This is a genomic window from uncultured Sphingomonas sp. (assembly GCF_913776855.1).
Lineage (GTDB): Bacteria > Pseudomonadota > Alphaproteobacteria > Sphingomonadales > Sphingomonadaceae > Sphingomonas.
Genome location: NZ_CAJYQD010000018.1, coordinates 1 through 12646, shown reverse-complemented (window position 1 = coordinate 12646; position 12646 = coordinate 1). Strand labels below are relative to the sequence as shown.

Here is a 12646-nt window from a genome sequence, read left to right as displayed (position 1 = left end):
GAACCGAACGGTGTGGGCGGGGCGGGGGGCGGTTACCGCCCCCCGAACCCCTCACCTCGGCTTGACGAACCGCAGCGTCATCCGATCGCTTTCCCCGATCGCAGCATATTTCGCGCGGTCGGTATCGCCCAGTCGATAGGTCGGCGGCAGCGTCCACACCCCCTGCGGCCAGTCGGCGGTGTCCTTCGGGTTGGCGTTCACATTCGACCGCCCCGCCAGCTTGAACCCGGCCTTGGTCGCAAAGGCGATGACCGAGCTTTCCTTCATATAGCCCGACTTTTCCTCGGCCGCAGCGTCGCGTGCTTCGGGCAGGCGGTGTTCGACCACGCCCAGCACGCCGCCCGGCTTCAACATGCGGAACATCGCGTCGAACGCCGCCTGCGCCTGATCCGCCCCGCCGAAGCGCCAGTTATGGACGTTCCGGAACGTCAGCACCTTGTCCGCCGTGCCGTCAGGTACGCCGACCGTTCCGGCAGCGACCGGGAAGGCCACGACCTGGGCCTTGCCGAACCCCGTCGCGTCGCGTGCCTGCAGCTTCGTCACCATGTCGACGGTGCGGGGCAGCGGCCCGGCGGCGATATAGCGGCCCTTTTCGCGCAGCATCGGGGCCAAGATTTCACTGTACCAGCCATTGCCCGGCCAGATTTCGACCACGGTATCGCTCGGCTTCACGCCAAAGAACGCCAGCGTTTCCGCCGGGTGGCGATAGCGGTCGCGCGCCACATTGGCCGGGCTGCGCAGCGGCGATGCGATCGCGCTGGCCAAGGGTCCACGCGGTGCCTGGGCCGGGGCTGGGGAGAGGGCGACCAGCGCGGCACTTAGGACTGGCAGGAACAGGGCGGTTCGACGCATGGGGAAACTCCTGACGGGAGGAATAGGTGGACGACGCACACAGGCTGTTATGGACGATTGCGGGCGTCGCGGCGATGCTGTTTGCGGTGTCGGTGCTGGCGGAACGCCGCCGTACCTTGCGTCGTGATCCCGATCGCGTCGGCTGGATGCCGTGGATGCTCGTGCAACTGATCGCGGTGCTGCTGGTCGTGTTCGCGGTGGCGATGGCGTTGAAATAGGAAAGCCCGCCGCATGACGTCGCCCGAGTGAAGGCTGCGGCCCCACGCGGCTCCTGTCCCGCCTGATAACCGGGAGATCCCAGCCTCCGCCGGGATGACGTTCGAGTAAGGGGGGACTGTATCAACCCCTAATAGAAACGCGCCAGCGTCAGCGACCGTTCGGTCCCGTCGCACAGCGCCAGCTTCACGACCCGCCCCGGTGTGTCCGTGCCCCAGCGGACATCGACCCCGCCATCGGCGGTCAGCGCCACCGGCTTGCCATCGACGGTGCAGATCAGCTCGTCGGCCTTCCACCCCGCCTTTGCCGCAGGACCCCCGGCCATGACGTGCAGCACGCGCAGCCGGGCGCGGTCATAGCCGAGTAGCAGGCCGCTGGTCGATTTGAGCGGCGGGGACGGGGCGGTCGGGTTGGGGGCGACCACCATCTGCCCGGCGGCGGGGTCGAGCAACACGCGGTAGCGCAGCAACAGCCCGGTGCCGACCCGTCCCGCCACGCGGACCTGCCTGGTAAAGCCGCCATCGCCCTCGATCCGGAGTTCGATGGGGCCAGTCGGCACCCCACCCAGCGCAACCTGATCGGTCACGGTCAGCCCGGCCTCGACCACCCCGCCCGCGCCGAACGCGATGGTCGAGGTGACGCGCGCGCCCTTGATCCCGCCTGCGCGCCACTGGCTGCGCGCGATGCTCAGCGATCCGCCGTCGCCGGTGTCGATCAGCAGCGGGCGGACACGGTGCTTCCCGAGCGTCGCCTCGGTCAGATACAGCCCGCTGCCAGCCTGCAAATTCATCGGGACACGCGTGCCGGCAAAGGGCATTCGGCCGCTGGGCAGCAGGCGAAACCGGCGATTGGCGAAGTCGATGTCGATCGCATTGGGTGCGATCAGGTCGGTTCCGACCAGCACCTCGGCATCGCCGGAGGCACTGGCGAGCAATTTCGGCAGGTCGATCACCGCCACCCGTCCGCCGCTGCGACTGAACGCGCCGAACGCGACCGTCTTCGTCGCGGCCCAGTCGACGCGGATCGCCCCGCCCAGTGCGATGCCGGCGGCGGCGTCCTTCGTATCGATCGACAGTTTCGCTCGCCGCGCGAACTCCCGGCTGACCGCGCTGTGGTTGAGGCCGGTGTCGAGCAGCGCCTGTGCCGCCACCCCATCGATGGTCATCGCGAAGCGTAGATGATTGGCGGCGGTCAGTGTGAAGGGTACCCAGCGCGCTTCCGCATCGCTGGCGAGTTGCCCCTGCGCATGGGCGGCGGCGGGCGCGCAGAGCAGCAGCGCGAGGATCAGGCGGAGCATCACCACGCGACTGTAGGCGCGCCAAGTGCCTGATGCTACAAGCATGCCTCCAGCAACGCCTGGTCGAAACCATATTGTTTCGCCTTGTCGAGCGTGTAGGGGCGCATCCCCATCGAACGATATTCGCCGATGATCTTGCCGTCGGCGCTTTCGTCCAGATATTCGAACTTGAACAGTTCCTGGGTGACGATCACCGGGCCTTCCATCCCGATTACCTCGGTAATGTTGGTCACGCGGCGCGAACCGTCGCGCAGGCGCTTCACCTGCACGATCAGGTCGACTGAATCGGCGATCTGGCGGCTGATCGCTTCCTTCGGCACCTTGATGTCCGACATCATCACCATGTTCTCCATACGCGCCAGGCATTCACGCGGGGAGTTGGAGTGGAGCGTCGCCATCGATCCGTCGTGGCCGGTGTTCATCGCCGCCAGCAGATCGAAACACTCGCTGCCACGGATTTCGCCCAGGATGATCCGGTCCGGGCGCATACGCAGCGCGTTCTTCACCAGGTCGCGGATCGTGATCTCGCCTTGCCCCTCCAGATTCGGCGGGCGGGTTTCGAGGGGGAGCCAGTGCGGCTGCTGCAGGCGCAATTCGGCGGCGTCCTCGATCGTCAGCACGCGCTCGCCGGGGTCGATCATCTTCGACAGGGCGTTGAGCATCGTGGTCTTGCCCGAACCGGTGCCGCCGGAAATCACGATGTTGAAGCGGCTGGCCCCGGCGACCTTCAGCGCGGTCGCCATCTTCGTGCTCATCGACCCGAAACCGGCCATCATGTCGATGGTGATCGGCTTGGCCGAAAACTTACGGATCGAGATTGCGGTGCCCTTGAGGCTCAAGGGCGGCACGATCACGTTGACGCGGCTGCCGTCCTTCAGGCGGGCGTCGGCCAGCGGCGTGGTCTGGTCGACGCGGCGGCCGACCGAGTTGCAGATGCGCTGCGCGATCTGGAACAGATGTTCCTCGTCGCGAAAATTGATGTTGGCGAGTTCGAGCTTGCCCTTGCGCTCGACAAAGGTCTGTTCGGGGCCGTTGACCATGATGTCGCTGATTGCCGGATCGGCCAGCAATTCCTCGAGCGGCCCCAGACCCAGCAGTTCGTCGACCAGCACCTTTTCCAGCGCGAACTGCTCGCGCCGGTTGAGCGTCAGCTTCAGCTCGGCCAGCACTTCCCCCACGATCGGGCGAAATTCCTCGGCCAGTTCGTCCTTGGTCAGCGTCGCGGCGGCTTCGGGATCGACGCGTTCGAGCAGGCGGGGCAGCACCTGTTCCTTGATCCGGTGGATCGAGGTTTCGAACCCCTCGACCCGGCTGTTGCCGGCCTCGCCCGACAGTGCCTGCCGATCGGCAAGGCGCTGCATCGCGTCGCCGACCCCTTGCGGCAAGGCGCTGGCCTGTTCGCCGGGCATGGGTTCGAGGTCACCGCCGGGCAGCGGCACTTGCCCCAGCGACGGGAATTGCGCCGCGCCGTCCAGATCGGCCGCACGCGCTGGTCCCGATCCCTGCATCGGGCGGGCGACGCCGAAGGAAGGCCTGCCGCCCGATCCGCCCAATCCGCTGCGCCGTCCGAATGCGTTCACGCCTGCCACCCCGTCGAATTCCTGGGCGTGAGCCTAGACGACAAGCTTTTACAACTTCCTAACCATCGATCGCCGGGCGACCCGGACGCGGAAGGGGCGGGGCATGTCACCATGCCCCGCCCCCCGAACGTCCCTGAAGGCTGTCGCGATCAGATATGGATCGGCTTGCCCTGCACCGCCATCGCCGCTTCCTTCAGCGCCTCGGCATGGGTCGGGTGCGCGTGGCAGGTGTAGGCGATGTCCTCACTGGTCGCGCCGAACTCCATCGCCTGTGCCGCCTGCGCGATCATCGTGCCGGCCAGTGACGACACGATCCACACACCGATGACGCGGTCGGTCTTGGCGTCGGCGATGACCTTCACGAAGCCGTCGGTGTCGCGGTTGGTCTTGGCGCGGCTGTTGGCGGCGAAGGGGAACTTGCCGACCTTGATCTCGCCCTTTTCCTTGGCAGCCTCTTCCGTGAGGCCGACGCCGGCAATTTCAGGCATGGTGTAGACAACCGACGGGATCACGTCGTGGTTCACGATGCCGGTCTGCCCGGCGATGAATTCCGCGACCGCGACGCCTTCATCCTCGGCCTTGTGCGCCAGCATCGGGCCGTGGACCACGTCGCCGATCGCCCAGATGCCGTCAACCTTGGTGCGGAATTCCTCGTCGATATCGACCTGTCCGCGCTGGTTGACCGCCAGGCCCGCCTTGTCGAGCGCGAGGCCTTCGGTGTTCGCGCGGCGGCCGATCGACACCAGCACCGCATCGGCGGTCAGCGTGGTCGCCTCACCGCCGGCGGCGGGTTCGAGCGTCAGCGTGGCGGTGCCGCCATCGACCGACGCGCCGGTGACCTTGGTCGACGTCTTCAGGTCGAAGCCCTGCTTCTTGAACAGCTTGGCTGATTCCTTGCGGACCTCACCGTCGAAGCCCGGCAGGATCTGGTCGGCATATTCAACCACGGTGACCTTGGCACCCAGGCGACGCCACACGCTGCCGAGCTCGAGGCCGATCACACCGCCGCCGATCACCACCAGATGCTCGGGCACCTTGGGCAGCGCCAGCGCACCGGTCGAATCGACGATGATCGCCGCGTCGTTATCGACCTGCACGCCCGGCAGCGGGGTGACGCTCGAACCCGTCGCGATCACGATGTCGCGCGCGGTGACAGTGCGGTCGCCGACCTTTACCGTGTTGTCATTCTCGAACGCGGCATAGCCCTTCAGCCATTCGACCTTGTTCTTCTTGAACAGATATTCGATGCCGCCGGTCAGTTCGCCGACCGCCTTCTTCTTCTCGGCATGCATCTGGTCGAGGTTGAGCGACGCACCCTGGATCTCGACACCGAACTTGGCGAGGTGACCGCCGGTCGCTTCCTCGTACAGTTCGGATGCGTGCAGCAGCGCCTTGGACGGGATGCACCCGACGTTCAGACAGGTTCCGCCCAGCGTCTCACGCCCTTCGGCGCAGGCGGTCTTCAGCCCCAGCTGCGCCGCGCGGATCGCCGCGACATAGCCACCGGGGCCGGCACCGATCACGAGGACGTCGAAGTCATATTCAGCCATGATGTGTATCCCGTCCTAGTCGTTGTGGGCGATCACGCGGATCGCGCCGTCGCCGGTACGGCGGCATTGTGCCGCAAATTGTCGCAGGGCCGGTATCCCCTGCGTCACATAGTCAAGCGCGTCGGCGCTGCCGAAGGTATCTGCCAGATAGACATCCGCCTTCGCCATTGCAGGTGGATCGAACCGGCGGGCGAGGGTGGCGTCGTCTTGCCTGTCGAGTGCGTCGGCGAACGCCTTCATCAGCGGCGGCGCGATCAGGCCGATCCCGCCCTCGCCATTCTCGTCCGCACCCAGCTCAGGCAGCGCGGCGATGATGATCCCAAGCGTATGCCCGACATCCTCGGCCGATCCGGTCAGCAGATAATGGACCGCGTGCCATGCTTCGCCCAGATCGAGGAAGTCGAGATTCTCGACGCCTTCCTCGAACAGGAACTCCTCGAACACCGATGGGTCGGCGACCAGCCGGTCGATGTCGGCATCGCCGGCCCGACGCAGATAGATCACCATGCCCATCGGTCTTCGTCCGCCTCTTAGAGGTCGATCAGCAGGCGCGTCGGGTCCTCGATCGCGTTCTTCAGCGCGACGAGGAAGGTCACCGCCTCGCGACCGTCGATCAGGCGATGGTCGTAGCTGAGTGCCAGATACATCATCGGACGCACCACGACCTGTCCGTCACGGACGACCGGGCGTTCCTCGATGCGGTGGAGGCCCAGCACCGCCGACTGCGGCGGGTTGATGATCGGGGTCGACATCAGCGACCCGAACACGCCGCCGTTCGAGATGGTGAAGGTGCCGCCCTTCATCTCGTCCATCTTCAGCGTGCCGTCCTTGGCGCGCTTGCCGAAATCGCCGATCGTCTTCTCGACGCCCGCGACCGACAGCTTGTCGGCGTCGCGGATGACCGGGACGACGAGGCCGCCCGGCGCCGACACGGCGACCGAGATGTCGGCATAGTCGCGATAGACGATCTCATCGCCCTCGATTGATGCGTTGACCGACGGAATGTCCTTCAGCGCCATCGTCGCGGCCTTCACGAAGAAGCCCATGAAGCCGAGGCGGACGCCATGCTTCTTCTCGAACAGGTCCTTGTACTTGGCGCGCGCCTCGATCACCGCCGTCATGTCGACGTCGTTGAAGGTAGTGAGCAGCGCGGCGGTGTCCTGCGCTTCCTTCAGGCGGCGGGCGATCGTCTGGCGCAGGCGCGTCATCTTCACGCGCTCTTCGCCACGGGTCGGGGCGGCGCTGGCAGCCGGCGCTGCGGCGGCCGGGGCGGCAGCGGCAGGCGCGGCGGCGGCCGACTTGTCACCGGCGGCGGCGACCACGTCTTCCTTGGTGATGCGACCGTCACGGCCGGTGCCCTTGACCTTGGCCGGGTCGACACCGTGTTCGAGGATCGCGCGGCGCACCGATGGCGACAGCGCTGCGGCGTCGACATTGGTGTCGCCGGCGGCCGGGGCCTGCTGCGCGGCGGCCGGGGCAGGGGCGGCGGCGGGGGCAGCGTCCTGCTTCGGGGCATCGGCCTTCGGCGCAGCGGCGCCGTCGCCCGATTCGATCGTGGCGATCATCGCGCCGACCGACACGGTGTCGCCCGGCTGCACGGCGTGCGCGCCCATGACACCGGCCACGGGTGCCGGAACCTCGACCGACACCTTGTCGGTTTCAAGCGAAGCGATCGGTTCGTCGGCGGCGACCGCCTCACCGGGCTTCTTCAACCATTCGCCCAGCGTCGCTTCGGTGATCGATTCGCCCAGCGTGGGGACCAGAACTTCGGTTGCCATCGGATCTTCCTCATCTCCCCCGTGTCGGGGGTAATAACACGGTTAGGATGCGGCCTTGCCGGTGGCGCGATCGCCCTCGGCCTGACGGGTGCGGCGGATTTCGTCGCGGACATTGTGGCCGAGCGCATCGGCGACCAGCGCGCCCTGTTCGGCCTGGTGGCGCTTCATCAGCCCGGTGGCGGGCGATGCCGCCGCCGCGCGACCGGCATAGCGGGCGCGTGCGACTGGGGCACCGGCTTCGGCAAGGGCCTCCTCGATCGCCGGTTCGGTCAGGAACCACGAACCGTTGTTCTTCGGCTCCTCCTGCGCCCAGACCACGTCGGTCAGGTTGGGCAGGTTCTTCAGCCGTGCGACCAGCGCATCGGTCGGGAACGGATAAATCTGTTCCACGCGGACGATCTGCGTCTGCGTATCGCCCGCCGCGTCGCGTGCTTCGATCAGGTCGAACGCGACCTTGCCCGAACACAGCACCAGCCGCGTCGTGTTGGCATCCGCCGGGGCCGACGGATCGGACAGCAGCCGCTTGAAGTGCGTACCCGGCAGGAAGTCCTCGGTCTTCGACACCGCCATCTTGTGCCGCAGCAGCGACTTGGGTGTCATGATGACGAGGGGCTTGCGGAAATTGCGATGCATCTGGCGACGCAGCAGGTGGAACAGGTTCGCCGGCGAGGTGACGTTGGCGACCTGCATATTGTCGCCCGCGCACAGCTGCAGGAAGCGCTCCAGACGTGCCGAGCTATGCTCCGGACCCTGGCCTTCATAACCGTGCGGCAGCATCATCACGAGGCCGTTGGCGCGCAACCACTTGGCTTCGCCCGCCGCGATGAACTGGTCGATCATGATCTGCGCGCCGTTGGCGAAATCGCCGAACTGCGCTTCCCAGATTACCAGCGCCTTGGGGTCCGCCAGCGCATAGCCATATTCGAAGCCCAGCACGCCATATTCGCTGAGCGGGCTGTCGAGCACTTCGAAGCTGCCATGCTCGATGGTCTTCAGCGGCACGAACTTGTGTTCGTCGGTCTGGTCGACCCACACCGCGTGCCGCTGCGAGAAGGTGCCGCGACCCGAATCCTGCCCCGACAGGCGGACGCCGAAGCCTTCCGACAGCAGCGAACCGAAGGCCAGCGCCTCGGCGGTCGCCCAGTCGAAGCCTTCGCCATTGCCGAACATGCCGCGCTTGGCGTCGAGAACACGGGCCAGCGTCTTGTGGACCTGCAGGTCGTCGGGGATCGTGGTCAGTGTGCGGCCGAGCGAGTCGAACAGCTTCTGTTCGATGCCGGTGTCGACCGAGCGGCGCGAGCCTTCCGGGTCCATCGGCGCGTGCAGCCCCGACCAGCGACCGGCGAACCAGTCGGCGCGGTTGGGCTTGTAGCTCTTGGCGTTCTCGAACTCGCCTTCGAGCAACTGGGTGAACTCGGCGGTCTTGGCGGCGACGAACTCGCCGTCGATGACGCCTTCGTCGGCGAGGCGCTTGCCATAGATTTCGCTAACGCCGGGATGGCCCTTGATCTTGGCGTACATCAGCGGCTGGGTGAAGGACGGTTCGTCGCCTTCGTTATGGCCGAAGCGGCGATAGCACCACATGTCGATCACGATGTCGCGCTTGAATTGCTGGCGGAACTCGATCGCCATCTTGGTGGCGAAGGTCACCGCTTCGGGATCGTCGCCGTTGACGTGGAAGATCGGTGCCTGCACCCCCTTCGCCACGTCCGACGGATAGGGCGACGAGCGCGCGAACTGCGGCGACGTCGTGAAGCCGACCTGGTTGTTGATGATGAAGTGGACGCAGCCGCCGGTATTGTAGCCGCGGATACCCGAGAAACCGAGGCATTCCCACACGATCCCCTGGCCGGCGAACGCCGCATCGCCATGGATCAGGACCGGCAGCACCTGTTCGTGCTTCTCCAGGTCGCCACGGAAGGTCTGCTGCGCACGCACCTTGCCCAGCACGACCGGGTTCACCGCTTCGAGGTGGCTGGGGTTCGCGACCAGCGACATATGGACCGACACGTCGTCGAAGCTGCGGTCGGTCGAGGTGCCGAGGTGGTACTTCACGTCGCCCGAGCCGCCGATGTCGTCGGGGTTGGCGCTGCCGCCAGCGAATTCGTGGAACAGCACGCGGAACGGCTTGGCCATCACGTTGGTCAGCACGTTCAGGCGGCCACGATGCGCCATGCCGTACACGATCTCGCGCACGCCCAGCTGGCCGCCGTACTTGATGACCGCTTCCAATGCCGGGATCATCGATTCACCGCCGTCGAGGCCGAAGCGCTTCGTGCCGACGTACTTGCGGCCGAGGAACTTCTCCCACTGTTCCGCCTCGATGACCTTGGCGAGGATCGCCTTCTTGCCTTCGGGGGTGAACTGGATCGCCTTGTCGCGGCCCTCCATCCGGTCCTGAAGGAAGCGGCGCTCCTCCACGTCCGCGATGTGCATATATTCGAGGCCGACATTGCCGCAGTAGTTTGCGCGCAGGATGTCGACGATCTCGCGAACGGTCGCCCATTCGAGGCCGAGCGTACCGCCGAGATAGACCGGCGTATCGATCTCGGCATCGGAGAAGCCGTAATATTCGGTGCGCAGATCCTCGGGCATCTCACGGGTGGCGAGGCCCAGCGGGTCGAGGTTAGCGGCAAGGTGCCCGCGGACGCGATAGGTGCGGATCAGCAGCTGCGCGCGGATCGCGTCGCCGGCGGCCTTCGCCACGTCAACCTTGGGTGCAGCAGGCGCGGCGGCCGGGGCGGGCTTGCCGCCCCGCGCGGGCTTGGGCGCCGGCTCCATCTGCGTCGGGTCGAGCGCGGCGGTCAGCGCATCGGTCTCGGTCAGCGGCCAGCGCTTGCTCTGCCAGCTGGGGTGCTGGGTCGCACCTTCCAGCCCGTCGAACCACTGGCGCCAGCCGGCATCAACCGACGAGGGGTCCTCGCGGTAGCGACCATAGAGCGTTTCCACGAATGCCGGGCTGACGCCGGCGGCGATGTCGAAATCCTGGCCTTCGTAGCCCATGGTCACTTCCTGTCGTTCAGTCCCGGTCCAACCGGGATGTGCCCCGCGCGTTCCGTCGCGCAGGGCACGTTCGTTCAACCGTTCAGCACTTCGAGCAGCGTCGAGCCGAGTTCGCTGGGCGATGCCGCGACCTTGATGCCTGCTGCTTCCATCGCCGCGATCTTGCTTTCCGCATCGCCCTTGCCGCCCGACACGATCGCACCGGCATGGCCCATGCGACGGCCCGGAGGCGCGGTGCGGCCCGCGATGAAACCGGCCATCGGCTTCTTGCGGCCACGCTTGGCCTCGTCGATCAGGAACTGCGCGGCCTGTTCCTCCGCATCGCCGCCGATCTCGCCGATCATGATGATCGACTGGGTCTGGTCGTCGGCCAGGAACAGTTCCAGCACGTCGATGAAGTTGGTGCCGTTGACCGGATCGCCACCGATGCCGACGGCGGTCGTCTGGCCAAGGCCGGCGTTCGAGGTCTGGAACACCGCTTCATAGGTCAGCGTGCCCGAGCGCGACACGACGCCGACGCTGCCCTTCTTGAAGATCGACCCCGGCATGATGCCGATCTTGCACTCGCCCGGCGTCAGCACGCCGGGGCAGTTCGGACCGATCAGCCGCGACTTCGAACCCGACAGCGCGCGCTTGACCTTGACCATGTCCAGCACCGGAATGCCTTCGGTGATTGCGACGATCAGCGGGATTTCGGCGTCGATCGCTTCGAGGATCGAATCGGCGGCGAAGGGCGGCGGAACGTAGATGACCGAGGCGTCGGCACCGGTCTTCGACTTGGCTTCGGCGACGGTGTTGTAGACCGGGAGGCCCAGATGCTCGGTCCCGCCCTTGCCCGGCGTCACGCCGCCGACCATCTGCGTGCCATATTCCAGCGCCGCCTTGGTATGGAAGCTGCCGGTTTCGCCGGTCATCCCCTGGGTGATGACCTTGGTGTTCTTGTTGACGAGGATGCTCATGCGTCTGCTCCAGCGTACCCCGGCGAAGGCCGGGGTCCAGTTGCGAAGGCGGTCATGGTCGTGCGATCCGATCGTACAGGTCGTCCCAGTCGGGATTGAGGCCTTCGATCTCGCGCAGTTTCCAGGCTCGCTTCCATTCCTTCATTCGCCGCTCGCGCAGGCGGGCGGAATTGATGTCGTCATGCACCTTGTACCAGACGAGGCGATGACAGTTTCGTTTGTTGGTGAAGCCATCGACCGTCCCGTTGCGGTGGTCGTAGATGCGTTTCACCAGGTCGCTGGTCGATCCGACATAGATCGTCCCGTTACGCCCGCTGGCCATGATGTAGACGAAACCGCGTCGTTCCATCATCGGCCTTTACCCAACTGGACCCCGGCCTTCGCCGGGGTACGGTCGTTGTGCGGGATTACGCCAGCGTCTCGTCGATCCCCTTGCAGGCGACCAGCAGTTCCTTGACCGCGTCGACCGAGACCTGGAGGTTGGCCTTGGCTTCGTCGCCCAGCTTCACTTCGACGATCTTCTCGACGCCGCCGGCACCGATCACGACGGGCACGCCGACATACAAATCATCGACGCCATATTCACCCGACAGATACGCCGCGCAGGGCAGGACGCGCTTCTGGTCGTACAGATAGGCTTCGGCCATCGCGATGCCGCTGGTGGCGGGCGCGTAGAAGGCCGAACCGGTCTTGAGCAGGCCGACGATCTCGCCGCCGCCGCCACGGGTACGCTTGACGATCGCGTCGACGCGCTCCTTGGTCGACATGCCCATTTCGATCAGGTCGGTGACCGGGATGCCGCTGACGGTCGAATATTCGAGGACCGGGACCATCGTGTCGCCATGGCCGCCCAGCACGAAGCTGTTGACGTCCTTGACCGAGACCTTGAACTCGTCCGCCAGGAAGTGGCTGAAGCGCGCGCTGTCGAGGACGCCGGCCATGCCGACGACCTTGTTGTGCGGCAGGCCGCTGAATTCGCGCAGCGCCCACACCATCGCGTCGAGCGGGTTGGTGATGCAGATGACGAACGCGTCGGGGGCGTTGTTCCTGATGCCCTCGCCGACGGCCTTCATCACCTTCAGGTTGATGCCGAGCAGGTCGTCGCGGCTCATGCCGGGCTTGCGTGCCACACCGGCGGTGACGATGATGACGTCCGCGCCCGCGATGTCGGCATAGTCGTTGGTGCCGGTGATCGTCGCGTCGAACCCTTCGACCGGGCCGCACTGCGACAGGTCGAGCGCCTTGCCCTGCGGCACGCCTTCCACCACGTCGAACAGAACGATATCGCCCAGCCCCTTGAGGGCGGCGAGGTGGGCGAGGGTCCCGCCGATGTTGCCAGCGCCGATCAGCGCGATCTTCTTGCGAGCCAAGACGTCTCTCTCCGTAGCAAGTCGGACGCGGTCCTGCCGCG

11 protein-coding genes are annotated in these 12646 nt (G+C 66.2%); 1 reads left to right on the top strand and 10 read right to left on the bottom strand.

Features of this window, described 5'->3' with window-relative positions; genetic code table 11:
• Nucleotides 1-51 precede the first annotated feature (51 nt).
• Entirely contained in the window at nucleotides 52-852 is an 801-nt protein-coding gene (locus tag QZ755_RS04310; RefSeq protein ID WP_294320103.1) for a methyltransferase domain-containing protein, read from the bottom strand.
• Nucleotides 853-878: 26 nt separating this feature from the next.
• Between QZ755_RS04310 and QZ755_RS04305 the strand changes: the two genes are divergently transcribed.
• Nucleotides 879-1070 carry a hypothetical protein gene (locus QZ755_RS04305; protein ID WP_294320101.1) on the top strand — a complete coding sequence of 64 codons (192 nt, stop codon included), beginning with the start codon at nucleotides 879-881 and terminating at the stop codon, nucleotides 1068-1070.
• Nucleotides 1071-1198: 128 nt separating this feature from the next.
• Here the strand turns inward: QZ755_RS04305 and QZ755_RS04300 are convergent, their stop codons facing one another.
• From QZ755_RS04300 to mdh, 9 genes are all read right to left on the bottom strand, one after another.
• A complete protein-coding gene (locus tag QZ755_RS04300) occupies nucleotides 1199-2365 on the bottom strand; it encodes an aspartyl protease family protein (protein ID WP_294320202.1) in 1167 nt (388 codons plus the stop codon).
• Nucleotides 2366-2400: 35 nt separating this feature from the next.
• On the bottom strand, nucleotides 2401-3945 hold the full coding sequence (locus tag QZ755_RS04295) for a CpaF family protein (RefSeq protein WP_294320099.1): 1545 nt from the start codon (nucleotides 3943-3945) through the stop codon (nucleotides 2401-2403).
• Between the two features lie 149 nt (nucleotides 3946-4094).
• Entirely contained in the window at nucleotides 4095-5495 is a 1401-nt protein-coding gene (gene lpdA, locus QZ755_RS04290) for a dihydrolipoyl dehydrogenase (protein ID WP_294320097.1), read from the bottom strand.
• 15 nt (nucleotides 5496-5510) lie between these two features.
• Nucleotides 5511-6002 carry a DUF1877 family protein gene (locus QZ755_RS04285; RefSeq protein WP_294320095.1) on the bottom strand — a complete coding sequence of 164 codons (492 nt, stop codon included), beginning with the start codon at nucleotides 6000-6002 and terminating at the stop codon, nucleotides 5511-5513.
• 23 nt (nucleotides 6003-6025) lie between these two features.
• Nucleotides 6026-7273 (bottom strand): 2-oxoglutarate dehydrogenase complex dihydrolipoyllysine-residue succinyltransferase, encoded by a 1248-nt coding sequence (gene odhB, locus QZ755_RS04280; RefSeq protein WP_294320093.1) that lies wholly within the window; start codon nucleotides 7271-7273, stop codon nucleotides 6026-6028.
• Nucleotides 7274-7315: 42 nt separating this feature from the next.
• Nucleotides 7316-10276, bottom strand: coding sequence for a 2-oxoglutarate dehydrogenase E1 component (locus QZ755_RS04275; RefSeq protein WP_294320091.1), 2961 nt, complete (start codon nucleotides 10274-10276; stop codon nucleotides 7316-7318).
• Nucleotides 10277-10350: 74 nt separating this feature from the next.
• Nucleotides 10351-11235, bottom strand: a complete 885-nt coding sequence (gene sucD / locus QZ755_RS04270) for a succinate--CoA ligase subunit alpha (RefSeq protein ID WP_294320089.1) — start codon at nucleotides 11233-11235, stop codon at nucleotides 10351-10353.
• A 52-nt stretch (nucleotides 11236-11287) separates the two neighbouring features.
• Entirely contained in the window at nucleotides 11288-11584 is a 297-nt protein-coding gene (locus QZ755_RS04265) for a GIY-YIG nuclease family protein (RefSeq protein WP_294320087.1), read from the bottom strand.
• A gap of 58 nt (nucleotides 11585-11642) precedes the next feature.
• Nucleotides 11643-12605, bottom strand: a complete 963-nt coding sequence (mdh, locus tag QZ755_RS04260; RefSeq protein ID WP_294320086.1) for a malate dehydrogenase — start codon at nucleotides 12603-12605, stop codon at nucleotides 11643-11645.
• Nucleotides 12606-12646: the final 41 nt, after the last annotated feature.

Bases quoted from the DNA above. Each gene is read 5' to 3' on its own strand.
- QZ755_RS04310 (WP_294320103.1), bottom strand. From the start codon at position 852: ATGCGTCGAACCGCCCTGTTCCTGCCAGTCCTAAGTGCCGCGCTGGTC.
- QZ755_RS04300 (WP_294320202.1), bottom strand. From the start codon at position 2,365: ATGCTCCGCCTGATCCTCGCGCTGCTGCTCTGCGCGCCCGCCGCCGCC.
- lpdA (WP_294320097.1), bottom strand. From the start codon at position 5,495: ATGGCTGAATATGACTTCGACGTCCTCGTGATCGGTGCCGGCCCCGGT.
- QZ755_RS04285 (WP_294320095.1), bottom strand. From the start codon at position 6,002: ATGGTGATCTATCTGCGTCGGGCCGGCGATGCCGACATCGACCGGCTG.
- odhB (WP_294320093.1), bottom strand. From the start codon at position 7,273: ATGGCAACCGAAGTTCTGGTCCCCACGCTGGGCGAATCGATCACCGAA.
- QZ755_RS04275 (WP_294320091.1), bottom strand. From the start codon at position 10,276: ATGGGCTACGAAGGCCAGGATTTCGACATCGCCGCCGGCGTCAGCCCG.
- sucD (WP_294320089.1), bottom strand. From the start codon at position 11,235: ATGAGCATCCTCGTCAACAAGAACACCAAGGTCATCACCCAGGGGATG.
- QZ755_RS04265 (WP_294320087.1), bottom strand. From the start codon at position 11,584: ATGGAACGACGCGGTTTCGTCTACATCATGGCCAGCGGGCGTAACGGG.